The 24,038-nt window shown below is 61.6% G+C and carries 21 protein-coding genes; 16 read left to right on the forward strand and 5 right to left on the reverse strand.

Going from position 1 to position 24,038, the window contains the following annotated elements:
* Positions 1 to 12: 12 nt before the first annotated feature.
* Positions 13 to 324, reverse strand: coding sequence for an Mpo1-like protein (locus IB266_RS00065; RefSeq protein WP_192259409.1), 312 nt, complete (start codon positions 322 to 324; stop codon positions 13 to 15).
* A 139-nt stretch (positions 325 to 463) separates the two neighbouring features.
* Between IB266_RS00065 and IB266_RS00070 the strand changes: the two genes are divergently transcribed.
* On the forward strand, positions 464 to 1,525 hold the full coding sequence (locus tag IB266_RS00070; RefSeq protein WP_192259411.1) for an AraC family transcriptional regulator: 1,062 nt from the start codon (positions 464 to 466) through the stop codon (positions 1,523 to 1,525).
* On the opposite strand, the gene IB266_RS00075 is transcribed toward IB266_RS00070, so the two are convergent.
* Entirely contained in the window at positions 1,482 to 2,936 is a 1,455-nt protein-coding gene (locus tag IB266_RS00075; RefSeq protein ID WP_158457036.1) for a TrkH family potassium uptake protein, read from the reverse strand. The two genes, IB266_RS00070 and IB266_RS00075, sit on opposite strands and share 44 nt — an antisense overlap.
* Before the next feature lie 119 nt (positions 2,937 to 3,055).
* Here IB266_RS00075 and IB266_RS00080 point away from each other — a divergent pair, with 119 nt between their 5' ends.
* Positions 3,056 to 3,619: an NAD(P)H nitroreductase gene (locus IB266_RS00080; RefSeq protein WP_060738670.1), complete on the forward strand. Its 564-nt coding sequence runs from the start codon at positions 3,056 to 3,058 to the stop codon at positions 3,617 to 3,619.
* A gap of 195 nt (positions 3,620 to 3,814) precedes the next feature.
* On the opposite strand, the gene IB266_RS00085 is transcribed toward IB266_RS00080, so the two are convergent.
* From IB266_RS00085 to phhA, 3 genes are all read right to left on the reverse strand, one after another.
* Positions 3,815 to 5,008 (reverse strand): amino acid aminotransferase, encoded by a 1,194-nt coding sequence (locus IB266_RS00085; protein WP_192259413.1) that lies wholly within the window; start codon positions 5,006 to 5,008, stop codon positions 3,815 to 3,817.
* Positions 5,008 to 5,364, reverse strand: a complete 357-nt coding sequence (locus IB266_RS00090) for a 4a-hydroxytetrahydrobiopterin dehydratase (RefSeq protein ID WP_003184087.1) — start codon at positions 5,362 to 5,364, stop codon at positions 5,008 to 5,010. The genes IB266_RS00085 and IB266_RS00090 overlap by 1 nt, the downstream gene beginning before the upstream one ends.
* A 99-nt stretch (positions 5,365 to 5,463) precedes the next feature.
* Positions 5,464 to 6,249, reverse strand: coding sequence for a phenylalanine 4-monooxygenase (phhA, locus tag IB266_RS00095; RefSeq protein ID WP_060738668.1), 786 nt, complete (start codon positions 6,247 to 6,249; stop codon positions 5,464 to 5,466).
* A gap of 344 nt (positions 6,250 to 6,593) precedes the next feature.
* Between phhA and IB266_RS00100 the strand changes: the two genes are divergently transcribed.
* From IB266_RS00100 to flgK, 14 genes are all read left to right on the forward strand, one after another.
* Positions 6,594 to 8,153 carry a sigma-54-dependent transcriptional regulator gene (locus tag IB266_RS00100; RefSeq protein ID WP_192259415.1) on the forward strand — a complete coding sequence of 520 codons (1,560 nt, stop codon included), beginning with the start codon at positions 6,594 to 6,596 and terminating at the stop codon, positions 8,151 to 8,153.
* Between the two features lie 121 nt (positions 8,154 to 8,274).
* Positions 8,275 to 8,976, forward strand: a complete 702-nt coding sequence (locus tag IB266_RS00105) for a WbqC family protein (protein ID WP_192259417.1) — start codon at positions 8,275 to 8,277, stop codon at positions 8,974 to 8,976.
* A gap of 50 nt (positions 8,977 to 9,026) precedes the next feature.
* Positions 9,027 to 12,563, forward strand: coding sequence for a glycosyltransferase (locus tag IB266_RS00110; RefSeq protein WP_192259419.1), 3,537 nt, complete (start codon positions 9,027 to 9,029; stop codon positions 12,561 to 12,563).
* Between the two features lie 45 nt (positions 12,564 to 12,608).
* Complete coding sequence (locus IB266_RS00115; RefSeq protein WP_192259421.1) at positions 12,609 to 13,337, forward strand: class I SAM-dependent methyltransferase; 729 nt, start codon at positions 12,609 to 12,611, stop codon at positions 13,335 to 13,337.
* Positions 13,334 to 14,182 carry an NAD-dependent epimerase/dehydratase family protein gene (locus IB266_RS00120; RefSeq protein WP_192259423.1) on the forward strand — a complete coding sequence of 283 codons (849 nt, stop codon included), beginning with the start codon at positions 13,334 to 13,336 and terminating at the stop codon, positions 14,180 to 14,182. Before IB266_RS00115 ends, IB266_RS00120 begins: the two co-directional genes overlap by 4 nt.
* Positions 14,179 to 15,156 carry an ATP-grasp domain-containing protein gene (locus tag IB266_RS00125; protein WP_192259425.1) on the forward strand — a complete coding sequence of 326 codons (978 nt, stop codon included), beginning with the start codon at positions 14,179 to 14,181 and terminating at the stop codon, positions 15,154 to 15,156. The genes IB266_RS00120 and IB266_RS00125 overlap by 4 nt, the downstream gene beginning before the upstream one ends.
* Positions 15,137 to 15,814, forward strand: a complete 678-nt coding sequence (locus tag IB266_RS00130) for a metallophosphoesterase family protein (RefSeq protein WP_192259427.1) — start codon at positions 15,137 to 15,139, stop codon at positions 15,812 to 15,814. The genes IB266_RS00125 and IB266_RS00130 overlap by 20 nt, the downstream gene beginning before the upstream one ends.
* Before the next feature lie 51 nt (positions 15,815 to 15,865).
* Positions 15,866 to 17,017 carry a dTDP-4-amino-4,6-dideoxygalactose transaminase gene (gene rffA, locus IB266_RS00135; RefSeq protein WP_192259430.1) on the forward strand — a complete coding sequence of 384 codons (1,152 nt, stop codon included), beginning with the start codon at positions 15,866 to 15,868 and terminating at the stop codon, positions 17,015 to 17,017.
* Positions 17,018 to 17,191: 174 nt separating this feature from the next.
* The gene (locus IB266_RS00140; protein WP_060738660.1) at positions 17,192 to 17,929 is read left to right on the forward strand and encodes a flagellar basal body rod protein FlgF; all 738 of its coding nucleotides are present in this window, start codon (positions 17,192 to 17,194) and stop codon (positions 17,927 to 17,929) included.
* Positions 17,930 to 17,978: 49 nt separating this feature from the next.
* Positions 17,979 to 18,764, forward strand: coding sequence for a flagellar basal-body rod protein FlgG (gene flgG, locus IB266_RS00145; protein WP_053146447.1), 786 nt, complete (start codon positions 17,979 to 17,981; stop codon positions 18,762 to 18,764).
* Between the two features lie 70 nt (positions 18,765 to 18,834).
* On the forward strand, positions 18,835 to 19,530 hold the full coding sequence (gene flgH, locus IB266_RS00150) for a flagellar basal body L-ring protein FlgH (RefSeq protein ID WP_060738659.1): 696 nt from the start codon (positions 18,835 to 18,837) through the stop codon (positions 19,528 to 19,530).
* 45 nt (positions 19,531 to 19,575) lie between these two features.
* Positions 19,576 to 20,646, forward strand: coding sequence for a flagellar basal body P-ring protein FlgI (locus IB266_RS00155; RefSeq protein WP_161798353.1), 1,071 nt, complete (start codon positions 19,576 to 19,578; stop codon positions 20,644 to 20,646).
* 10 nt (positions 20,647 to 20,656) lie between these two features.
* A complete protein-coding gene (gene flgJ, locus IB266_RS00160) occupies positions 20,657 to 21,961 on the forward strand; it encodes a flagellar assembly peptidoglycan hydrolase FlgJ (protein ID WP_192259432.1) in 1,305 nt (434 codons plus the stop codon).
* 10 nt (positions 21,962 to 21,971) lie between these two features.
* Complete coding sequence (gene flgK / locus IB266_RS00165) at positions 21,972 to 24,038, forward strand: flagellar hook-associated protein FlgK (RefSeq protein WP_192259434.1); 2,067 nt, start codon at positions 21,972 to 21,974, stop codon at positions 24,036 to 24,038.

Consider the following 24,038-nt stretch of genomic DNA (forward strand, 5'->3'; position numbering starts at 1 on the left):
CGACAGTCCTTGTTAGAACGCGACCTTGCCCAGCAGCATGTCGCGGTACATGACGAAATCGCCGAGCAGGCTGTAAAGCGGGTGCTGGAAGGTGGCGGGACGGTTCTTTTCGAAGAAGAAGTGCCCGACCCAGGCGAAGCCGTAGCCGGCCACGGGCAGGGCGAGCCACAGCCACCCGTTACCCACGACCAGAGCGAGGACGAACACCAGGATAACCAGGGACGTGCCGATGAAATGCAGTCGTCGGCAGGTGCTGTTGCTGTGTTCGCTGAGGTAATACGGGTAGAACTCGGCGAAACTATTGAATCGTTTAGCGTTTCCCACGACGGCTGGCTCTGTGGTTATTGTTCTGGTACTTGAAGTCTAGAGCCATCAATCGCTACGGCCAGTGACAATCAGCGCCACTTTAGTATCCTTCGCAAATCCAGCCGTACCCTGCGGCTCGTCATGCAAGTAAAACGTCATGAGCGAACGAACCACTTCTTCAAGCTGGGCGATGGGGATTGTCAAGGCGTTGGAAATGGACGGCCTGGATTGTCGGGTGCTGTTCAAGCAACTGGGGCTGGACTTCGATGCGCTGGAGGATCCGGATGCGCGTTTCCCCCAGGACTCGATGACCCGGCTCTGGCAACGGGCCGTGGAGTTGTCGGGTAACCCGGCCATTGGCTTGAACATGGGCAAGGTGGTGCGCCCGGCCTCGTTCCATGTGGTTGGCTACGCCTTGATGTCCAGTCGCACCCTGGTGGAGGGGTTCCAGCGGCTGGTGCGTTATCAGCGGATCATTGCCGAAAGCGCCGATTTGAGTTTTCGCCAGTTGGAAGAGGGCTACGGGCTGATCCTGACGGTGCATGGCGACCATCTGCCCCCGACCCGTCAAAGTGCCGAAGCGTCCCTGGCGTGTGCGCTGGCCCTGTGCAGTTGGTTGACCGGGCGCGCCCTGCACCCGGTGAAGGTGTTGCTCCAGGGCGCGCAACCGTTGGACCTGGCGCCTTATCACCGAGCCTTCCCCGCGCCACTGGTGTTTGGCGCGCCTTATGACGCGCTGATCTTTGAGCGGGCCGACATGGAGGCGCCGCTGCCGACGGCCAACGAAGCCATGGCACAGCTTCACGACCGGTTTGCCGGGGAGTACCTCGCGCGTTTTTCGGAAAGCCGCGTGACCCACAAGGCGCGACAAGTGTTGTGTCGGCTGTTGCCCCAGGGGGAACCCAAGCGAGACGTGGTGGCGCAGACGTTGCACCTGTCGCAGCGCACCTTGCAGCGGCGCTTGCAGGAAGAGGGCACCAGTTTCCAGAACCTGCTCGAAGACACCCGTCGTGAACTGGCCGAGCAGTACCTGGCGCAGCCAGGCATGACGCTGCTGGAGATCGCCTATCTGCTGGGGTTCGCCGACCCGAGCAATTTTTTCCGGGCCTTTCGCCGCTGGTTTGACACTACGCCCGGCGAATACCGGGCGCGATTGGCGAGCCAGCCTGAACCGGTCAGTGGCGCCAGAACGCCGGGATACACAGCACGAACACCGTGATGATCTCCAGCCGGCCCAGCAGCATGCCTGCGGACAGAATCCACTTGGCCGCGTCGGGCAGTGGGGCGAAGTTGCCGGCTGGCCCGATGGTTTCCCCCAGCCCCGGGCCGACACCGGATACGGTACTGGCTGCGCCGGTCAGGGCCGTCATCCACTCCACGCCCAGCAACGACAGCAGCAGCGCGATCACGCAGATGGTGATGGCGAAGAAGAACGAGAACGTGAGGATCGAGCGGACGATTTCTTCGTCGAGGCGATGACCGTTGTACTTCTGCTTGATCACCGCACGGGGGTGGATCAGTTGGTTGAGGTTGGCCCGAAGCAGGATGTAGGCGACCTGGAAGCGGAAAATCTTGATCCCGCCAGCCGTCGAGCCCGAACAGCCGCCGACGAACCCCAGGTAGAAGAACAGCATCAAGGAGAAATTGCCCCACAGGCTGTAGTCGCCCAGGGCGAAGCCGGTGGTAGTGACGATGGACGTCACGTTCAGCGCCACGTGCCGCAGCGCGTCCAGCCAATGCAGGTCGGTGGTCGCCCAATACCAGGTGCCGAGTACCAGCCAGGTCACCAGCAGTACGCCGATGAGCCCTTGGACCTGCTGGTCCTTGATCAGCGCCCGGCGATTACCGCGCAGCGTCGAGACATACAGGGCAAACGGCAGGCTGCCGAGGATCATGATGACGATGGCGACCCAGTGCACCGCCGGCTGGGTCCATTTGGCCAGGGACAGGTCCGAGGTGGAGAAACCGCCGGTGGAGATCGCCGACATCGAATGGTTGATGGCATCGAACAGGCTCATCCCGGCCCACCAGAGCGCCAGGGTGCCGAGGATGGTGATGCCCACATAGGACGCCACGATCAGTCGCGCCACCATGTGGGACCGGGGCATGACTTTTTCCGAGCGGTCCGACGACTCGGTCTGGAACAGCCGCATGCCACCGATGCGCAACAGCGGCAGGATCGCCACCGCCATGCCGATGAAGCCGATACCGCCGAGCCAGTGCAGCAGCGAGCGCCACATCAGGATGCCCGGGGACATGGTGTCCAGGCCGCTCAGGACGGTGGCACCGGTGGCGGTGATGCCCGACATGCTTTCGAAGAACGAATCCGTATAGCTGATGTGCTGGGTCAGCAGGAAGGGCAGGGCGGCGAAGATACACACCACCAGCCAGCTGCTGACGGTCAGCAGGTACATGTCCCGCGGACGCAGGTGGATGTGTTCCGGGCGCCCGGGAAGCACCAGCGCCAGGCCGGCTACGAAGGTAATCATGCTCGACCAGAGGAACGACGGCAGGTCGCGGGTGCGCTCGAAGACCAACAGGGTGGCCATGGGCACGACCATGAAGATCGCCAGGGTGATCAGGAAGATGCCGATGATGAAACCAATGATCCGCAGGGTCGGCAACGCCATGAAGTCCGCTCAGGCTGTAAAGGGAAGGGCGCCATTCTACCCGCGACAAGCGGCATGTAAACCGGCAGCCGGCGGCGCTTCCCGCTAGAATAGCCAAACATTTTTTCAGGAGGTGGCCGATGCAGGCTCTCGACGCTTTGCTCAATCGTGTTTCTGTCCCGCGCCTGGTGGAGCCGGCACCCACGCCGGAACAGCGCGAACTCATGTTCGCCGCGGCCATGCGTGCGCCGGATCACGGCCAGTTGCGGCCTTGGCGCTTTCTGACGGTCGAGGGACAGGCGCGGCATCGCATGGGCGAACTGCTGGCCGAAGCGGCGAAATTCAATGACCCGCTCGCCCCTGAAGCCGTCGTGGAAAAAGCCCTCAACGGCCCATTGCGCGCGCCGCTGGTCGTGGTGGTGATTGCCCGTCTGCAGGACCATTTCAAAATCCCGAAATCCGAGCAACTGCTGGCGGCCGGCTGCGCGGCCCATGGCATCTTGCTGGCCGCGTATGCCCAAGGGGTGGGTGGAGTGTGGCGTACCGGTGAGCTGGCGTATTCGCCGCATGTGGCCAGGGGGCTTGGTCTTGAGGAGGGGGAAGAGGTGATCGGTTTCCTCTACCTGGGCACACCGCAGAAAGAAGCGCGCACCGCGCCCCAGGAAGATCTCGGGCAGTTTGTCCAGGAGTGGACGGGCTCGTAACGTCTCAAGGGCGGCGGATGACTTTGGGTGTGTTTGATCCACTGTGGCGAGGGAGCTTGCTCCCGCTGGGCGGCGAAGCCGCCCCAAATGCCTGGTTAGAGGCCGCCTGACACTCCGAGGTGCCAGGTTTCAGGGCTGCTGCGCAGCCCAGCGGGAGCAAGCTCCCTCGCCACAGGGAAAGCACCCGGCCTTGGGTTAGTTGCAAGCGTCAGCAATCGCCTCGGCCAGCAGGTCCAGGCGCGTGGCGTCGATGCCGGCCACGTTGGCCCGGCCGGTGCCGACCATGTAGACACTGTGGCGCTCGCGCAGGTGCTTGACCTGTTCCGGCGTCAGGCCAGTGTAGGAAAACATCCCGCGTTGCACGCCGATATGGGCGAAGCGCTCGCGCAAGCCATGGGATTCGAGGGCTTCCAGCAAACCGCTGCGCAATTGCGCGATGCGCAGGCGCATGGTCTGGACTTCATCGGCCCACAGGCTTTTGAGTTCCGGGTCGCCGAGGATGGTCGCCACGACGGCAGCGCCATGGTCCGGCGGTGTCGACCAGAGATTGCGGGCGATGTTTGCCAGTTGGCTGCGGATGTCCACCAGCTTCTCGCCATCCCGGGCGCAGACGATCAACGCACCGGTACGGTCGCGGTAAAGGCCGAAGTTCTTCGAACAGGAACTGGTGACCAGCACTTCCGGCAGGGCCTGGGCAAATAACCGCACCGCCCAGGCGTCCTGCTCCAGCCCATCGCCGAAGCCCTGGTAGGCAAAGTCGATCAGCGGTAGCAGGTCGCGGCTGCGCACCACCTCCAGGACCTGGCGCCATTGCTCATGGGACAGATCGAACCCGGTGGGGTTGTGGCAGCAGGCGTGCAGTAGCACCACATCGCCTTTGGGTGCCTGGTTCAAGGTCGCCAGCATCGCCTCGAAATCCAGGCGGTTATCGGCGCCCACGTAGGGGTAATGACTGGCCTTGACCCCGGCCGCGGCGAAAATGGTTTCGTGGATCGGCCAGGTCGGGTTGCTCAGCCATACACCACGGCCCGGCAGGCATTGGGCGATGAAGTCGGCGCTCAGGCGCAGGGCACCGGTACCACCCGGTGTCTGGGTGGCGCCAGCACGTTTTTCGCTGATCAGCGGCGAGTCGGCGCCCAGTACCAGCTCATTGATCAACTGGCCGAACGCGGCGTCACCATGACCACCGATGTAGGTCTTGGTGGTCTGGCGATCCACCAGTCGCTGCTCGGCCCGTTTCACCGACTCAAGAATCGGCGTCAGGCCCTGGGCGTCCTTGTAGACACCCACGCCCAAGTCGAATTTGCTCGGGTTGCTGTCCGCCCCGTAGGCCTCCATCAGGCCGAGGATCGGGTCGCCGGGAACCCGGCCGATGGCATCGAAATGCATTACTTGCGGCCCTCGGCGGTCTTGGCCACGTCATCGGTGCGGGCGGCCATGATGAAGTCGTTGCGGTGCAGGCCCTTGATGGAGTGGCTCCACCAGGTCACGGTGACTTTGCCCCATTCGGTGAGCAGACCTGGGTGGTGGCCTTCGGCCTCGGAGATCTCGCCGACGGCGTTGGTGAACGCCAGGGCGTGCTTGAAGTTCTTGAACAGGAAAACTTTTTCCAGCTGCATGACGCCGTCGCGCACTTCGATGTTCCAGTCGGGGATCTGCTTGATCAGCACCGGCAGTTCTTCGTCGCTCACTTGCGGGGCATCGGCGCGGCAGGCTTCGCAATGGGCTTGGTTCAGAGTGTTCATGGTGTGTTCCTGGATCGAATATTTGGAAAACGTCGATGCACCCACGCTAAAGCAAAGCGGCGTCGTGCAACAGACTCAATTGGGATTAAAAGAGGCGGTTCACGCCGCTTTTGGTGGGAATTTCGGGGCATGCAAGCCCAGCTCCCGACCGCGCTTGACCATGCCCATGATGTCTTCGTGAGCCAGGTCGAACAGACGCTTGAGTTCGGGCAGCACGAAATACACCGGTTGCAGGATGTCGATGCGATAGGGGGTGCGCATGGCTTCCAGCGGATCGAAGGCCTGGTGTTCTGGCTCGTCCGACAGGCAGTACACGGTTTCCTTGGGCGAAGACAGGATGCCGCCGCCGTAGATGCGCCGGCCCTGCGGGGTCTGCACCAGGCCGAACTCGATGGTCATCCAGTACAGGCGCGCCAGGTAAACCCGTTCTTCCTTGGACGCCTGTAGGCCGAGTTTGCCGTAGGTGTGGGTAAATTCCGCAAACCAAGGGTTGGTCAGCAGCGGGCAGTGGCCGAAGATCTCGTGGAAAATGTCCGGCTCCTGCAGGTAATCCAACTCTTCCCGGGTGCGAATAAAGGTCGCCACAGGAAACTGTTTGCTGGCGAGCAATTCGAAGAAGGTCTGGAAGGGAATCAGCGCTGGCACTCGGGCGACTTGCCAGCCCGTGGTCTGGCCCAGCACCTTGTTGATTTCGTCCAGTTGCGGGATACGGTCGTGGGGCAGGCCCAGCTTGTCGATGCCATCCAGGTATTCCTGGCACGCACGGCCTTCGATGACTTTCAACTGGCGGGTGATCAGCGTGTTCCACACCGCGTGTTCTTCAGCGGTGTAGTGGATAAAACCTTGCGCATCGGGCTCGCGAGCCACGTACTGCGTCTGCTTCATGCTGCTCTCCTGCTGATTTCCCTCAGGGGGATGATGTGTTTGTTGTTATGTCCAGCGCTGCAATAGAGATAGCGCGAAGCAGGGGTACGTGCAGTAGGGGTGAGCCAGCTAGCGGGGCCAAGAATGGCTCATTTCGTAAACTTATCGTTACACAATCGCCTATACTTCGGCGGTATCAGGATTTTTGAGTGGGAAACGGCCTACATCTGTCACATAATCTTGACAACTATTTGTGTGCCTAGACAAAAAGCCCTACGCAAAACCCTGTGGAGAGGGAGCCCTCGCCACAGGTGTGTGTCGGGGCTTGAATGGCGCGTCTCTCTCATCCACACCCGGGCCTTTCCATGCGCATCAAAGTCCATTGCCAGAACCGCATCGGCATCCTGCGGGACATTCTCAATTTGTTGGTGGAGTACGGCATCAACGTCGCCCGAGGGGAGGTCGGTGGTGAGCATGGCAACGCGATCTACCTGCACTGCCCAAACCTGATCAACATCCAGTTCCAGGCACTGCGTCCGAAATTCGAAGGCATCGCCGGGGTGTTTGGTGTCAAGCGCGTAGGACTGATGCCCAGTGAGCGTCGGCACATGGAACTCAACGCCTTGCTCGGCGCCTTGGAGTTTCCGGTGCTGTCCATCGATATGGGGGGCTCCATCGTCGCGGCCAACCGGGCGGCGGCGCAGTTGCTCGGGGTGCGTGTCGACGAGGTGCCGGGCATCCCGCTGTCCCGCTACGCCGAGGATTTCGACTTGCCGGAACTGGTGCGCGCCAACCAGTCGCGTATCAACGGCCTGCGGGTCAAGGTCAAGGGCGATGTGTTCCTGGCGGACATCGCGCCACTGCAATCGGAACACGACGACAGCGAAGCCATGGCCGGTGCGGTGCTGACGTTGCACCGGGCCGACCGGGTGGGCGAGCGGATCTATAACGTGCGCAAACAGGAGTTGCGCGGCTTCGACAGTATTTTCCAGAGTTCGAAAGTGATGGCGGCGGTGGTCCGGGAGGCACGGCGCATGGCCCCGCTGGACGCGCCGCTATTGATAGAAGGCGAAACCGGCACTGGCAAGGAGTTGTTGGCTCGCGCTTGTCACCTGGCGAGCCCGCGCGGGCAATCGCCATTGATGGCACTCAACTGCGCCGGGCTGCCCGAGTCCATGGCCGAGACCGAACTGTTCGGCTACGGGCCGGGGGCCTTCGAAGGCGCCCGGGCCGAAGGCAAGCTCGGCCTGCTGGAGTTGACCGCCGGGGGAACGCTGTTCCTCGACGGGGTCGGGGAGATGAGCCCGCGCCTGCAGGTGAAATTGCTGCGCTTCCTGCAGGACGGTTGCTTCCGCCGTGTCGGCAGCGATGAAGAGGTGTACCTGGACGTCAGGGTGATCTGCGCGACACAGGTCGATTTGTCCGAACTCTGTGCCCGGGGCGAATTCCGTCAGGATTTGTACCACCGCTTGAACGTGCTTTCCTTGCACATCCCACCCCTGCGCGAATGCCTCGATGGCCTGGAGCCGCTGGTGGAACATTTCCTCGACCAGGCCAGCCGCCAGATCGGTTGCGCACTGCCCAAGCTGGCCCCGGCGGCGATGGACCGCCTCAGTCACTACCATTGGCCAGGCAATGTCCGACAGCTGGAAAACGTGCTGTTCCAGGCCGTTTCCCTGTGCGACGGTGGGAAGGTGAAGGCCGAGCATATCCGTCTGCCGGACTACGGCGTGCGTCAGCCCCTTGGCGATTTTTCCCTTGAAGGTGGGTTGGACGAGATCGTTGGGCGTTTCGAGAAAGCCGTGCTGGAGCGCCTGTACTCCGAGCACCCGAGCAGCCGGCAATTGGGCAAGCGGCTGGGGGTTTCCCATACGACCATTGCCAATAAATTGCGTGAGTATGAGCTGGGCAAGACTGAGCCTTAGCGGGCGTTGTTTCGCTGGTATGGGATTTGCTACATCGAGACCTGTCCACGCATATTCATATTTGGTGGCGATTTTTTGACAGGGCAGAGCCCCGATTCCCGCTGCGTATGTGAGGTTCAGGATGCAAAAGAAGATAGCTGTGGTGCAGTCGAATTACATTCCCTGGAAGGGTTATTTCGATCTGATCCGCAGCGTCGATGCGTTCATCCTGTATGACGATGTCCAGTACACCCGGAGTGACTGGCGCAACCGCAACAAGATCAAGACTGCCCAGGGTGAGCATTGGCTGAGTATTGCGGTCAAGAAGAAGGGCCGTCTTGGCCAGTTGATCAATGAAGTCCAGGTCAGCAGTCCGGATTGGGCCGCCGCGCACTGGAAGACGATTGAGCAGAGCTACCGGCGCGCACCCTGTTTCGCCCAGATGGAAGCGCCGATTCGCACGCTCTACGAGCAAGCCGCCGACCTCACCCACCTGACCGCGATCAACCACCTGTTCATCGCCGGCTTGTGCCCGCTGCTGGATATCCACACGCCGCTTTACCGTTCCGAGGACCTGGGGGGGGTAGAGGGCAAGAATGAACGCTTGATCCATCTATGCCAGGCCCTCGGGGCCAACGAATACCTCTCTGGACCCGCAGCCAGTCACTACCTCGATGAAGCGGCATTCGCCGCCAACGGGATCGCGGTGTCGTACATGAGTTATGCCGGCTATCCCGAGTATCGGCAGGTGTACGGCGACTTCCAGCATGCGGTCAGTGTGATCGACCTGTTGTTCAATACCGGCGCGGATGCATCGGCTTTTCTGAAGAAAAGGGCTGCCTGAGCGGGCCTTGCCAGTGACACCCTTTTGATTTGATTTGGAGATTGCACCCGATGTCGAACCTTGCGCAGCTGGACGCTTACTCGCTCGAACAGGCGTTGGCGCGTCTGCGGCTGATGTATGCCAAACCCGAACATCCCTACTACTTCCTGGCGCCTGCATACCGTGAGTCGTCGTCGGGCGTCGTCTCGCTGCACTACCTCTGCCATATGCTCAATCTCAGTGGTCGTGAGGCCTACATCTGCGGCACCGAAGTGGTCAATCCGGAACTCAAGACGCCGCTGCTCAATTCGACGATCAGGCAGCGCCATGCGGCAGCGGGCAAGGTGCCGATTGCGGTTTATCCCGAGGTGTTCCCTGGCAATCCACTCAACTGTTCGGTCGTAGCGCGTTTCTTACTGAATTTCGAGGGATTTCTCACGGGAAATGGCATGGACGCCGCGCCCACCGACTTGTTTTTCTATTACGCAGCCAGGCTCGCCGAGCACCGTGGCGACCCTGACGGTGACCTGTTATGCCTGCCGACCATTGATGTCGAAATGTTCTCGGCGGTGGGCGCTGGAGCCGTCCGCAAGGGGAGCTATCTCTACCAGAACCGCCACCCCTTGGATCAGGTCGACTACTCGCTGCTGCCCGCGGATATCCGCCTGTTAAGCATGGCTAATCCGCTGGCCCTGCCTGAGCTGGCCGAGCTGCTGCGCAATGCAGAGGTGATGTACAGCTATGAGTGGTCGATGACCTGCGTCATGGCAGTGTTGTGTGGATGCCCGGTGATATTCATTCCGGGACATGGCGTCGACCAGCCACTGCTCGACACCAGTTTCTTCGGCAGTGTCGGCTTTGCCATGTTCGATCAGCCGGACCCGTTGGAGCATGCGCGGGCAAGCCTCGGTGACGCCCTGCAGCGTTACGTTGAGCGTACTGCGTCTTTCTGGCAGCAGTTGGACGTATTTATTGCCAAAACCCAGGCGACTGCCGTGCGTGAAGCAGTCGGCAACCGTCTGGGTGTGCTCGACTGGTTGCGCCAGCGCTACCCCTTGGCGCAGCAACTGCGTCTGATCAATGAGCGGTTGGCGAGCTCGACGGCGCCTGCCTTCACTGTCCTGGTCCGTGATGACGGCAATCAGTTGGCGCTGGCTCACACCCTGGACAGCCTGGACCGACAGTTATACCAACGCATCCATGTGTGCGTGATAGGTAGCACTGACCCGGGGCGAGCCAACGTTCAATGGTTGGCGTGTGATCCGAAGCAACCGGCGGCAGCGATCAATGGTTTGCTCGAGGGCGTCCGGAGCGACTGGTTCATGCTGGTGGAGGCTGGGGAGGAATTCATTGCCGCAGGGCTGCTGGTGACGGCGCTGAATCTGCTCGAAGCGCCTGACAGTTGCCTGGCGGTGTACGCCGACGAGGCGCTGCACATGGGCGGAGTGATCGACCTCTCGTTGCGGCCCGACCTGAATCTGGATTTGCTGTTGGCGTTTCCGGCCAGCCTTTCCCGTCACTGGATGTACCGTCGCGAGGCGCTGGTGCGCCTGTGCGGTTTTGACAATACCTGCGGTGAGGCCTTCGAATTGGCCTACCAACTGCGCCTGATCAGCGAACTGGGCGTGGCGAGTGTGGGTCATGTCAGCGAACCCCTGTTGATCGCCAACGAGCTGCGGCAGTCGGAATGCGCCGATGAGCGTGCGGTCATTGATGCGCACCTGCAAGCGCGTGGCTACGGTCAGGCGCGAGCGATTGCACTGGAGCCGGGCCGCTATCGTATCGACTACGGCCACGAGCGGCAGGCCTCGGTCAGTATTCTGATTTACCTGGAAGGACAGCTGGCGAATTTCCAGCGTTGCCTGGAAAGCCTGCTGACGCAGACTGACGCGGTGGACTTCGAGGTCCTGCTGATAGAACCGGGCAACGACGAGCCCGCATTGCTGGAGTGGCTGGGGCTGGTGGAGGAAATGGGCGAGGGCCGTTTCCAGGTGTTGCGTTTCATGCCGGGACAGTCTCGTGCGGCCATGTGCAATGCGGCGGCGCAGGAGGCGCGGGGCGAGTATCTGCTCTGGCTCGATGCGCAAAGCGCTGTTCTTGAGCCGGGGTGGATACACGCGTTGCTCAATCATGCCCAGCGCCCGGAAGTTGGCGCGGTGGGAGGCAAGTTGCAGGATAGCCAGGGTCGCATACGCCAGGCGGGCCTTGTGTTGGGATTGGGTGCCACCGTCGGTCGGGCTTTTGAGGGCTTGTCATCCCAGGCAGCGGGTTACATGGGGCGACTGGGGCTTGAGCAGAACTGCTCCGCAGTGGGCGGTGAATGCCTGATGCTGCGGCGAGGGCTTTTCCTCGAGGCCGATGGCTTCGACACCGATCCGCTGCTGGCGCCCTGGACCCATGTCGACCTGTGTCTGAAGCTGCAGCAGGCCGGCTACCTGAACGTCTGGACGCCTTACGCGCGACTGTTGATGAACCCGGTGGCAGACACCCGTGCGAGTCGCGAGCAGGAGGATGCCTTGCTCGCGCGCTGGTTGCCGCAGTTGGCACGCGACCCTGCCTACAATGCCAACTTTTCGCTGCGTGTCGGCGAGGGTTTTACCCGGGAAAACACCGACCTGTGCTGGTATCCGCTGCAAGGTAGCGTGCCAAGGGTGCTGGTTTGTGTCACCGAACAGCAGGCGGGGGCTTATTCGCGACTGGTTCAGCCGTTCAGCACATTGCTTGAAGCGGGGCAAATCGAAGGCGCCGCTGTTTCGAGTTTGCTGTCGCCGGTGGAGTTCGAGCGCCTGGCGCCGACCACCGTGGTGTTGCAGCGCCCGCTGGACGACGCCGGGCTACTGGCTCTGAGCCGCCTGAGGGCGTTTTCCAAGGCGTTCACCGTCTACGAGCTGGACGGTTATTTGCCGCAGATGGAGTTGAAGGGGGATTACGCTGCCGATGAGCTGCTGGAGCGCCTGCGGGTCGGGATGATGCAGGCTGATCGGGTGCTGGTCCCCACGCCGGCGCTGGCCGAACTGTTGCAGGGCCAGCACCACGACATCCGTGTGCTGGAAACCTTGCTGCCGGCCGCCTGGGGGCGTGTGCAGAGCAAGCGGCGCATGGGGGCCAAACCGCGCCTGGGCTGGCTGGGCGGCAAGGATACCCAGCTGCTGGCCGACGTGCTGCCTGCATTCGCGGGTGAAGTAGACTGGGTGGTGCTGGGCGACTGCCCCGCGTCACTGCAGCCTTTTCTGAAGGAACTGCACCCAGCTGTCGCGCAGCAGCAGTTGGCAGCGGCCCTGGCCGCATTGAATCTGGATCTTGCGCTGGTACCCATGGCGGAGAGCCTGGGGAATGCCTGTTCTGGCGACCTGCGTGTCCTGCAGCATGCCGCTTGCGGCCATCCGGTCATTTGCAGTCGGGTGCCGGGTTTTGTCGGCGGCGAGGTATTGCCACTGTCACGGGTGAGCAACGAGGCACAAGACTGGATCCGGGCGATTCGCTTGCACCTGGAAGACCGTGAGGCCTCCGCGACGCTGGGGGACGCCTTGCAGTCGACCGTGCGGGCGCAATGGCTGCTCGAAGGTGAGCGCCTGGACGCCTGGCGACGGGCCTGGTTGGCCGATTGATCCGTATGAACTATTACTTTGGCCGCCCAGCGGAGTGCATGTGACATGAGTAGCGATCTGGATACCTTCATCGCAGCCTACAGCGACAGCTTTGGCTATGCGTATGACAACAACATCATTCTCAATTGGTATCCCCAGCGCATCATGGCGCTATGCACCCAGGCGCAAAGCCTGCTGGAGCTCGGTGTGGGCCATGGTTTCAGCACCCACCGCTTCTCGCAGTTCTTCAGTGGGCACACGGTCATCGATGGTTCTGCCTCGGTGATCGCCCAGTTCAAGGCCCAGTACCCGGATAGCACGGCCGAGATCGTCGAAAGTTACTTCGAGACATTCGACACCGACAAGCGCTTCGATCTCATCGTGATGGGGTTTGTCCTGGAGCATGTCGAAGATCCACAGACCGTACTGCAAAGGTTCAAGCGCTTTCTTGCGCCGGGTGGACGTTGCTTCGTGCTGGTTCCCAATGGCGAGTCTCTGCATCGGCGGTTCGGTCATGCTGCCGGACTGCTTGACGACATGATGGCGCTGGGACGCGGTGATCTGGAACTGGGCCATGTGCGCAGCTACTCGGTCCAGACCCTGACCGCTGAGCTGGAAGCCGCCGGGTTCCAGGTGGTGCGTAAGGAAGGCGTGTTCCTCAAGCCATTCACCACCGGACAATTGAAGGAATTGAACTTGGGTGCAGACATCGTCCAGGCCATGTGCACCGTAGGTATCGATTACCCAGAGCTCAGTTGCGCGCTGATGCTCGAAGCGACAGTCCCCCAGCCATGAAAAGCCTGGTAATCGGAAGTACTTCGGTCATTGGCAAGGCCGTCGCCCAGGCGCTGTCGCGCTATGGCCAGGTCAAGTTGGCGGGGCGCAGGGAGGCCGATATCACCTTTGACTTGAGCGGCCCGGTGGCCGTTGCTATCGACGAGCGCTTCGACATCGTCGTGCTGGCCGCTGCCGATTTTGGCGGCCGTGAGCCGGATGACCTGGTTCGCGCCGAACGGGTCAACAGTGTCGGTACATTGGTTGCCTGCCGCCTGGCTGAACAATGCGGGGCGCGTCATTTCATTCTGTTGTCGTCGCGTTCGGCCTGTGACCAGGCGACAGATCCCTACTTCGGCATCTACTCGCTGTCCAAGCGCCATGCCGAGGAAGTGGCGAGCCTGTATTGCCAAGAGCGCGGCATGGCATTGAGCGTGCTGCGCATCAGTCAGGTCTACGACGACGGCGAGCAGTGCAGGCCTCACCAACCGCTGTTGTACGCCATCGCCGACAAGGCGCAGGCGGGGCGAACCGTCGAGCTGTATGGCAGCAACGACGCCAGGCGCAACTACCTGCATCTGAGTGACCTTGCCGAGGTCTGCGCACGGCTGGCAGAGCAGGGTGTTACTGGTTTGTACAACTGCGGTCATCCCGAAAGCCCTCGTCTTTCCGAGATTGCCCAGGCTGCGTTCGAGGCATTTGGCAAGCCGCTGGATGTCCGCTTCCTGCCAGAAAAAAACGATATTCCCGATCTGCCCCCCTTCGACTGCGGGCATGAGTTGTACGAGCGAATAGGTTTCGTCCCGCAAATAGATGTCCGCCGGGGCTTTGGGCTGATGAGAGCGCACCGGGAGCGCCTGTCATGAAGACCGTCATGGTGACGGGTGTAGGGGCCATCATGGGCTACGGCCTGCTCAAGTCGCTGCGCGCTGCCGACCCTTCTGTTCGGCTCGTCGGCACCGATATCTACGACGATGCTGTCGGTCGGGGCTGGAGCGATGTATTCGTGCAGGCCTCTTTGACCGCCGACCCGGGGTACGGCCAGTGGCTGAATGACACCCTGGCCAGGCACGAGGTCGATCTGCTGATTCCCGGGATCGAACAGGACGTCCATTGGCTGTCGGACAACCGAGCGTTGTTGGCGACATTCGATTGTCAGGTCGTGCTCAACAACCAGCAATTGATCGATCTTTCCAAGGACAAATGGGCAATGGACCAGGCGCTGGTGGCGCTGGGGGATGCCAGCCGTATTCCCAGCCTGCTGTCGGGGGATTTTCACGTGCTCAAGGCGACCTTGGGCCTGCCGTTTCTGCTCAAGCCGCGCCGAAGCTATGCTTCCAAAGGGCTGGTCTGGGTTCGCGAGGAACGCGACTTTACGCCTCACGCGGCCCTGCTCGGTGATTACCTCATGGCGCAGCCCATCATTGGCAGCGCGGCCGACGAATTCACCGTGGCGGCGTTCGGTGATGGCGGTGGCGACACCGGTCCGATCATCGCCTTCCAGCGCAAGTTGGCCTCGGACGGGTCTACCGCCAAGGCCTGGGTGTATCAGGATGATTCGCTGGACGAGACGGTCACCAGGCTGTGCCGCGCCTTCAAACCGGTCGGGCCGACCAACTTGCAGTTCCGGCGGGGCTCCGATGGCGAATGGAGCCTGCTTGAGATCAATCCGCGAATCTCCTCGACCAGTTCGATACGTCGCGCATTTGGCTACAACGAGGCGGCGATGTGCCTGGACTATTATCTCGACGGCAAGACACCGGCCCCGCCGACCCTTCGCAGTGGTTTCGCTGTTCGTTTTATAGAGGATTTCATTGTCTATGATCGGGATCATTTCTGACGTACATGGCAATTACAGCGCCCTTCGAACAGTGCTTGCCAAACTTGATGGGCTGGGTGTGTCGCGGATTATCTGCCTGGGCGACACGGCCGGTTATTACAGCCAAGTCAATGAGTGTTGCGAGGCCCTGCGCGAGCGAAACATCTTCTCCGTGATGGGCAACCATGATTGGTACCTGGCCAGGAATGAGCGCTGCCCTCGTTCCAATAGCGCCAATGCCTGCCTGGACTATCAACAGGGCGTCATCACTTCGCAGAACCTGGCCTGGCTGGGATCACTTCCGGAGCGCTCGACCCAGGATGAGTTGAGCATTGTCCATGGCGGCTGGAACGATCCGTTGGATGAATACGTACGACCCTCGCAGGCGTATTTCGCCCCGTTGCCTGGCCGGTATTTCGCGTCAGGCCATACCCATGTCCAGTACCTGTGGAGTGGTGAAGGCAAGGCCTATTGCAACCCCGGTTCAGTCGGCCAGCCACGTGATGGTGATCCCCGGGCGGGTTTCGCGACCTGGGATGGCGAGGTCTTCAACCTGCATCGGGTTGAATACGATAGAAGTGAAACCCAACAGGCAATGAAGAAGGCCGGGTTCACCCCGTACTTCTATGAAAATCTTGATATCGGCAGTCAGATAGGTGGGCGGATCAGTGCGGTTTGAAGTTTTGTGCTGTGCGTCACCCATGACCATGCCCACCCTGGGAAGTTTGCAATGAGCCAAGAAACGATACTCTTCAACCGCCCCTACATGACCGGCAAGGAACTGGATTACATTGCCCAGGCCAAGTTCGGCAACATGCTCGCCGGTGATGGTCCGTTCACCAAGCAGTGTCACCGCTGGCTGGAGTCCCACACGGGTTGCAGCAAGGCATTGCTCACCCACTCCTGTACCGCTGCGCTGGAAATGGCGGCCTTGCTGCTGGACATCCAGCCCGGCGACGAAGTCATCCTGCCTTCCTATACCTTCGTGTCCACGGCCAACGCCTTTGTGTTGCGTGGCGCGGTGCCGGTTTTCGTCGATATACGTCCTGACACCTTGAACCTGGACGAGCGCCTGATCGAGGCGGCGATCACGTCACGGACCAAGGCCATCGTGCCCGTCCATTACGCCGGCGTGGCCTGCGAGATGGACACTATCGTGGCCATTGCACGTAAGCATGGGCTGGCGGTGGTCGAAGACGCCGCGCAAGGGGTGATGTCTACCTACAAGGACCGGGCCTTGGGCAGCATCGGGGACCTTGGGGCCTTCAGTTTTCACGAAACCAAGAACGTGATCTCGGGGGAGGGCGGCGCTTTGCTGGCCAATGACCCGGCAATGGCGCTGCGAGCCGAGATCATCCGGGAAAAAGGAACCGATCGCAGTCGATTCTTCAGGGGCGAGGTGGACAAGTACACCTGGCAAGAGGTGGGCTCCTCGTTTCTGCCTGGAGAAATGACTGCGGCCTTCCTTTGGGCCCAGTTGGAAGAGGCGCAAGCCATCACCCAGCGCCGCCTGGCGATCTGGGAGCATTACCATGCCGCTTTGGCGGGGCTTGAGCGGCAAGGGTTGCTGCGTCGTCCGATCGTTCCTGAAAATTGCCAGCACAATGCGCACATGTACTACGTGCTCCTGGCCCCTGGTATGGAGCGCCAGGTTGTTCTCGAGGCGCTCAAGAGCCATGCCATCTATGCGGTGTTCCATTACGTGCCGCTGCATTCATCCCCCGGTGGAGCGCGCTATGGGCGTGTGCATGGCTCAATGGAGATCACCGATGGTTATTCCGAGCGGCTGTTGCGTTTGCCGATGTGGCTCGGTCTCTCCAAGGATCAACAAGACCGGGTGGTCGATGTGCTCGGCGGTGCTTTGGCAGCCCTTGCCACTTAGCGGCATAACACCGCCGGTTTTTCGACTTCGACTCAACTGAACGGTGCCCTCTGAATCCCCAGAGCCCTTTGTTTCCCGGGCCTGGGCCCGCCAGAAAAAAGTTGGTCTGCAAATTGCTTGAGGCTGTGCAACACAGCAGTGGGCGGCAAACGTCCGGCATGCAGAGGAACGACAGTGGACAAGTACCTTTATGTGGCAATGACCGGCGCCAGCCAGAACGCACTGGCGCAGCGGGCCCATGCCAACAACCTGGCGAACATCTCCACCAATGGCTTTCAGAAAGACCTGGAGCAGGCGCGCTCGATGCCGGTGTTCGGCGACAGCTTTCCGGCGCGGGCCTTTGCCCTGTCCGAGCGTCCTGCCACGGATTTCACCCCAGGTGCGCTGGTGGAAACCGGTCGTGACCTCGACGTTGCGGTGAGCGGGCCGGGCTGGATGGCCGTGCAGAACCCTGACGGCGGTGAAAGCTACGTGCGCACCGGCAGTCTCAATGTCGATGCCCTGGGCGTACTGCGGGCCGGCAACGGCATGCCGGTGATGGGCAACGGCGGTCCGATCGCCGTGCCGCCGGAACAGAAAATCGAAATCGGCCAGGACGGCACCATCAGCATTCGCGCCATGGGTGAAGGCCCGCGGGTGATGGCTGAAGTGGACCGCATCAAGCTGGTCAACCCGGACCTCAAGAACATGACCAAGGGCCTGGACGGCTCGATCCGTACCAAGGACGGCCAGCCGGCGCCCATCGATGCCAACGTGCAGTTGGTGTCGGGTTTTCAGGAGGCGAGCAACGTCAACGCCGTGGATGAAATGACTTCGGTGCTGGCCCTGGCCAAGCAGTTCGAGCTTCACGTGAAGATGATGAACACCGCCAAAGAAGGCGACGAGGCCATGGCTCGGGTCTTGCAGATCTAACCATTAATTAAAGCGTCGCGCCGAAAAACAGGCGTACGAGGAGAATCGAATGCTTCCGGCTCTATGGGTTGCCAAAACAGGTCTGTCCGCCCAGGACACCAACCTGACGACCATTTCCAACAACCTGGCGAACGTTTCGACCACGGGTTTCAAACGTGATCGCGCCGAGTTCCAGGACCTGCTGTATCAGGTAAAACGCCAGCCTGGCGCCCAGTCGACCCAAGACAGCGAATTGCCGTCGGGCCTGCAAGTGGGTACGGGTGTACGCATTGTCGGCACCCAGAAGAACTTCAACGCCGGCAGCCTGCAGACCACCGAGCAGCCGCTGGACATGGCCATCGACGGTCGCGGTTTCTTCCAGATTCTGCAGCCGGACGGCACCACGTCCTACACCCGTGACGGTACGTTCCACCTCGACTCCAACGGCCAGATCGTCAACGCCAGCGGTTTCGCCCTGGAGCCGGCGATCATCATTCCGAACGATGCCCAGACTTTCACCGTGGGCCGTGACGGCACCGTGTCCATCACCGTGGCGGGCAACCCGGCCGCCCAGGTGATCGGCAACCTGCAGACCGCCGACTTCATCAACCCGGCCGGCCTGCAAGCGGTGGGCAACAACCTGTTCCTGGAAACCGCTGCCAGTGGCGCGCCGCAAGTCGGCACCCCGGGCCTGAACGGTTTCGGCACCACGCTGCAGAACACCCTGGAAACGTCCAACGTGAGCACCGTCGAGGAGATGGTCAACATGATCACCACCCAGCGTGCCTACGAGATGAACTCCAAGGTGATCTCCACCGCCGACCAGATGCTCTCGTTCGTTACGCAGAATCTGTAATCGTCACAACGCCCGTCATTACGTAGACAGGGCGGCCCCAGGGTCGCCTGCAACACCAAGAGGTAGGGTCATGAAACGCTTCGTATCTGTTCTGGCACTGAGTGGCATCACCGCACTCGCGGGCTGTGTCGCGCCGACACCCAGGCCCAATGACCCGTATTACGCTCCGGTGTTGCCGCGTACGCCGTTGCCGGCTGCCGCCAACAATGGTTCGATCTACCAGGCCGGCTTCGAGCAGAACCTGTACAGCGACCGCAAGGCCTTCCGGGTGGGGGACATCATCACCATCACCCTGAACGAGCGGACCCAGGCCAGCAAGAACGCCAACTCGCAGATCGACAAGACCAGCGAGACCAGCGTCGGCTTGACCTCGTTGTTCGGCTCCAGCCTGACCACCAACAACCCGGTCGGTGGCGGCGACCTGAGCCTGAACGCCGGGTACAACGCTGACCGTGCCACCAAGGGCGACAGCAAGTCCGGCCAGAGCAACAGCCTGACCGGCTCGATTACCGTGACCGTCGCCGATGTACTGCCCAACGGCATCATTGTCGTGCGCGGCGAGAAGTGGCTGACCCTCAACACCGGTGACGAACTGGTGCGCATCGCCGGCATGGTTCGCGCCGACGACATCGCCACCGACAACACCGTTTCGTCCACCCGTGTGGCCGATGCGCGCATCACCTATTCGGGCACCGGTGCCTTTGCCGATGCGAGTCAGCCAGGCTGGTTCGACCGTTTCTTCCTCAGCCCGAAGTTCCCTTTCTAGGTGGCCCAGTTGAATCTTAAGCAGCTGTTGATCGGTGCCTTGGTGATGTCCGCGGCCTTTACCGCTCAGGCCGAGCGTTTGAAGGACATCGCCAGCATTTCCGGTGTGCGCTCCAACCAGTTGATCGGCTACGGCCTGGTCGTGGGCCTGAACGGCACCGGTGACCAGACCACCCAGACCCCGTTCACCCTGCAGACCTTCAACAACATGTTGTCGCAGTTCGGCATCAAGGTGCCGGCCGGCTCTGGCAACGTGCAGTTGAAGAACGTTGCGGCGGTGTCGATCAGTGCCGATCTGCCGGCGTTCGCCAAGCCCGGTCAGCAAGTGGATATCACCGTTTCGTCCATCGGTAACTCCAAGAGCCTGCGTGGCGGTACGTTGCTGCTGACGCCGCTCAAGGGTATCGACGGCAACGTCTACGCCATCGCCCAGGGCAACCTGGTGGTGGGCGGTTTCGATGCCGAGGGTCGCGACGGTTCGAAGATCACCGTCAACGTTCCGTCGGCCGGCCGCATCCCCGGCGGTGCGTCGGTGGAACGTGCGGTACCGAGCGGTTTCAACCAGGGCAACAGCCTGACGCTGAACCTCAACCGTTCCGACTTCACCACCGCCAAGCGTATCGTCGACAAGATCAACGACATGCTTGGCCCAGGCGTGGCCCAGGCCATCGACGGTGGGTCGATCCGTGTCACCGCGCCGCTGGATCCGAGTCAGCGGGTCGACTATCTGTCGATCCTGGAGAACCTCGAGGTCGATCCAGGCCAGGCGGTGGCGAAAGTCATCATCAATTCGCGCACCGGCACCATCGTGATCGGCCAGAACGTCAAGGTTTCTCCGGCCGCCGTGACCCACGGCAGCCTGACCGTGACCATCACCGAAGACCCGATCGTCAGCCAGCCGGGCCCATTGTCCAACGGTCAGACCGCCGTGGTCCCGCGTTCGCGGGTCAATGCCGAACAGGAAGCCAAGCCGATGTTCAAGTTCGGCCCGGGTACGACCCTGGATGAAATCGTCCGGGCGGTGAACCAGGTCGGCGCGGCGCCGGGCGACTTGATGGCCATTCTCGAAGCCTTGAAACAGGCCGGCGCGTTGCAAGCCGACCTGATCGTGATTTGAGGGGCGAGTCATGGATATGCGCAAGGGCGCTTTGATCAGCGGAGATTCAGGTTCCTACTCGGACTTGAATCGCCTGAACCAGCTCAAGGTCGGCGACAAGAACAGCGACGGCAACCTGCGTAAAGTGGCGCAGGAGTTCGAATCGCTGTTCCTCGGTGAAATGCTCAAGTCCATGCGTTCGGCCACCGAGGCCTTGGGCAAGGACAACCCGATGAACACGCCGGAAGCCAAGCAATACCAGGAAATGTACGACCAGCAGTTGGCCGTTTCCATGTCCCGCGAGGGTGGCGGTATCGGCCTGGCCGATGTGCTGCTGCGCCAGATGTCGAAGAACAAGCCACTGGCGCCCGGTGAGGCGGCGACGTTGTCGGCGGCCAAGCAGCAAGAGGCCCTGGACAAGGTCGCCAAGGCGCCGGTCCCGACGCCGGTGGCGGCCGGGACCTTGCCCACCGACGGTCCGTTGTCGCGTACCAGTGGCCAGCGTCCGTTGTGGGCTTCGCGGGCCGTGAGTGCGCCGCAAGGTGCCGAGGGCGTCCACCGCAACGACATGGAATTGCTCAACCAGCGTCGCCTGGCCCTGCCGCCGAAACTGGCCGACCGTCTGCTCGCCGGGCTGGTGCCTTCGGCCTCGGCCAATGCCGATGTCCCTGCGCAGAACCTGCTGCCGGATCGCGCCATCGCCGCCGTCAAGCCGGCCACCGGCGAACTGGCCAATGGCGACTGGCTGGCCGCGCTCAAGGCTTCCGAGTCGAAAGGGGACATGCAGGTCTATGGTCGTGCCGTGGCCCAGCCACCGCTGGCACCGGCGCGCAAGGCCTTCCGCGATGCCGATGAATTCGTCAACGCCATGCTGCCAATGGCCAAGGAAGCCGCCGACCGCATCGGTGTCGATCCACGCTACCTGGTGGCCCAGGCCGCCCTGGAAACCGGTTGGGGCAAGTCGGTGATGCGCCAGCCCGATGGCAGCAGCAGTCACAACCTGTTCGGCATCAAGGCCAGCGCCAACTGGAAGGGTGATTCGGCACGGGCGATCACCAGCGAATTCCGCAATGGCGCGATGGTCAAGGAGACGGCCGAGTTCCGTTCCTACGCCTCGTATCGGGACAGTTTCCATGACTTGGTCAACCTGCTGCAAAGCAACAGTCGCTATCAAGATGTGCTGAAGTCGGCCGATAACCCCGAACAGTTTGTACGCGAGTTGCAGAAGGCCGGTTACGCCACCGACCCGCACTACGCCAGCAAGATTTCGAACATAGCCCGGCAGATGACGAGTTACCAAAACTACGCTTCTGCAGGCGCCACCACGACTTTATAAGGTCTGAACCATGAGTTTGCTCAATATAGGGATGTCGGGTCTGTCAGCAAGCCAGACTGCCTTGGTGACCACGGGTAACAACATTGCCAACGTCGATACCGCAGGGTATTCGCGTCAGCAGACCGTGCAGACCACCAAGGCCTCGAACCAGTACGGCAACGTGTTCATTGGTTCCGGCACGACCCTGGCCGATGTGCGCCGGGTGTACAACGCCTTCCTTGAAGCACAACTGAAAACCACCACGTCGCTCAACAGTGACGCGGCGGCCTACCAAGGGCAGATCACTCCGCTCGACTCGCTGCTGTCGGACAGCGGCACCGGCCTCAACGGCGCACTGACCAAGTTTTTCGCCTCGGTGCAGAACGTCAATGCCAAGCCGGGTGACGATGCATCCCGGCAGTTGCTGCTCAGCGATGCCCAGGCCTTGAGCAACCGTTTCAATTCGATTTCCAACCAGTTGACGGAGCAGAGCCAGAACATCAATGGCAACCTGTCGAACATGGTCGACCAGGTCAATAACCTGGCGGCCACCGTTGCGCAGTTGAACAAGAAAATCGCCGAAGTTTCCAACGCCGGCGGCGCCCCCAACGACTTGCTCGATGCCCGCAGCGAAACCATTCGCCAGCTGTCGACCTTCACCGGCACGCAGGTTGTCGAGAACGGCAGCAGCCTGGACATCTACCTGGGCTCCGGTCAGCCGTTGGTAATGGGCAACATCGTCAATACCCTGGAAGCGGTGCCGGACAAGAACGATCCGGGGCGCATGGGCATCCAGCTCAACAGCGGTTCCAGCTCCATGGACCTGACCTCGGTGCTCACCGGCGGCGAGATCGGTGGCCTGATGCGCTACCGCAGTACCGTACTCGACCCGGCCATGAACGAGCTGGGGCGCGTGGCCCTGGTGGTCGCCGACCAGATGAACAGCGTCCAGGCCTCGGGCATCGACATGAACGGGGCCTTTGGCTCCAACCTGTTCACTAACATCAACAGCGCCGCGCAGATCAGCCAGCGCAGCGTTGCGTCGTTGAACAACAGCGCCGGCTCCGGCAACTTCAACATCGCCATCAAAGACTCCGGCAAGCTGACCACCAACGACTACAAGGTGACGTTCACCAGCGGCACGGACTACACCGTCCAGCGCCTGCCGGACGGTACCTCGATGGGCGCGTTCAACACTGCGACCACGCCACCGCCGGTGATCGACGGTTTTTCGATGACGTTCGCCAACGGCACCGCCGTCGCCGGCGACTCGTTCAAGCTCACGCCGACCCGCAACGCGGCGACCAACATCAAGACCGAGATGACCGACTCCAAGCGGCTGGCGATTGCCGCGCCGTTGGGCGCCGCCATCGTGCCAGGGGGCAGCGGCACGCTGACCATCCCGGCCAGCGGCCAGCCGAGCATGACCACCAAGCTGGACATCTACGACGCAGCCACCACGACCATTATCCAGAACGGCATCAAGAACTCCATGCCGGTCAAGGTGGTGTTCGGCGCGACGTCTGCCGATGGCACCAGCCAGGCTTATCAATTGCTCGATGCCAAAGGTGTCCAGATCAGCAATGGCACGATCAAGCCCGGCGAAAGCAACACCTTGAACCTGAGTGTTCCGCTCAAGGACGCCAGTGGCAACCCGATCATGGATTCGTCCGTGCCGCCGGTACAACGCACCGTCACGTTCGACATGTCCATTGCCGGTGCTCCATCCAACGGCGCCTCGATCAATGTCAGCCTCAGCCAGGCCGGCAGCCTGGACAACCGTAACGGTACTGTCCTGGCCGGTTTGCAGACCGCCAAGACCGTCGACACCGGTTCGGCCAGCAAGGGTATTTCCCTGAACGATGCCTACGGCAAGCTGGTGGAAGGCGTCGGCGCCAAGGCCGCCCAGGGCAAGCTCGACAGCGCCGCCACTGGGGCGATCCTGGACAACGCCAAGACCGCTCGCGATTCGCTGTCGGGCGTGGACCTGGATGAAGAAACCGGCAACCTGGTCAAGTTCCAGCAGTACTACACCGCGTCTTCGCAGATCATCAAGGCGGCGCAGCAAATCTTCAGCACATTGATCAACAGCCTTTAA

This window comes from Pseudomonas sp. Pdm06, assembly GCF_014851795.1.
Taxonomy (GTDB): Bacteria; Pseudomonadota; Gammaproteobacteria; order Pseudomonadales; family Pseudomonadaceae; genus Aquipseudomonas; species Aquipseudomonas fluorescens_AA.

Coding starts and splice junctions, on each gene's coding strand:
- IB266_RS00105 (WP_192259417.1), top strand. CDS start 8,275: ATGCAAAAGAAGATAGCTGTGGTGCAGTCGAATTACATTCCCTGGAAG.
- IB266_RS00075 (WP_158457036.1), bottom strand. CDS start 2,936: ATGGCGTTGCCGACCCTGCGGATCATTGGTTTCATCATCGGCATCTTC.
- IB266_RS00125 (WP_192259425.1), top strand. CDS start 14,179: ATGAAGACCGTCATGGTGACGGGTGTAGGGGCCATCATGGGCTACGGC.
- IB266_RS00080 (WP_060738670.1), top strand. CDS start 3,056: ATGCAGGCTCTCGACGCTTTGCTCAATCGTGTTTCTGTCCCGCGCCTG.
- IB266_RS00155 (WP_161798353.1), top strand. CDS start 19,576: ATGTCCGCGGCCTTTACCGCTCAGGCCGAGCGTTTGAAGGACATCGCC.
- flgK (WP_192259434.1), top strand. CDS start 21,972: ATGAGTTTGCTCAATATAGGGATGTCGGGTCTGTCAGCAAGCCAGACT.
- IB266_RS00130 (WP_192259427.1), top strand. CDS start 15,137: ATGATCGGGATCATTTCTGACGTACATGGCAATTACAGCGCCCTTCGA.
- IB266_RS00090 (WP_003184087.1), bottom strand. CDS start 5,364: ATGAACACTCTGAACCAAGCCCATTGCGAAGCCTGCCGCGCCGATGCC.
- IB266_RS00085 (WP_192259413.1), bottom strand. CDS start 5,008: ATGCATTTCGATGCCATCGGCCGGGTTCCCGGCGACCCGATCCTCGGC.
- IB266_RS00070 (WP_192259411.1), top strand. CDS start 464: ATGAGCGAACGAACCACTTCTTCAAGCTGGGCGATGGGGATTGTCAAG.
- IB266_RS00110 (WP_192259419.1), top strand. CDS start 9,027: ATGTCGAACCTTGCGCAGCTGGACGCTTACTCGCTCGAACAGGCGTTG.
- IB266_RS00115 (WP_192259421.1), top strand. CDS start 12,609: ATGAGTAGCGATCTGGATACCTTCATCGCAGCCTACAGCGACAGCTTT.
- flgH (WP_060738659.1), top strand. CDS start 18,835: ATGAAACGCTTCGTATCTGTTCTGGCACTGAGTGGCATCACCGCACTC.
- IB266_RS00100 (WP_192259415.1), top strand. CDS start 6,594: ATGCGCATCAAAGTCCATTGCCAGAACCGCATCGGCATCCTGCGGGAC.
- IB266_RS00120 (WP_192259423.1), top strand. CDS start 13,334: ATGAAAAGCCTGGTAATCGGAAGTACTTCGGTCATTGGCAAGGCCGTC.
- flgG (WP_053146447.1), top strand. CDS start 17,979: ATGCTTCCGGCTCTATGGGTTGCCAAAACAGGTCTGTCCGCCCAGGAC.
- rffA (WP_192259430.1), top strand. CDS start 15,866: ATGAGCCAAGAAACGATACTCTTCAACCGCCCCTACATGACCGGCAAG.
- flgJ (WP_192259432.1), top strand. CDS start 20,657: ATGGATATGCGCAAGGGCGCTTTGATCAGCGGAGATTCAGGTTCCTAC.
- phhA (WP_060738668.1), bottom strand. CDS start 6,249: ATGAAGCAGACGCAGTACGTGGCTCGCGAGCCCGATGCGCAAGGTTTT.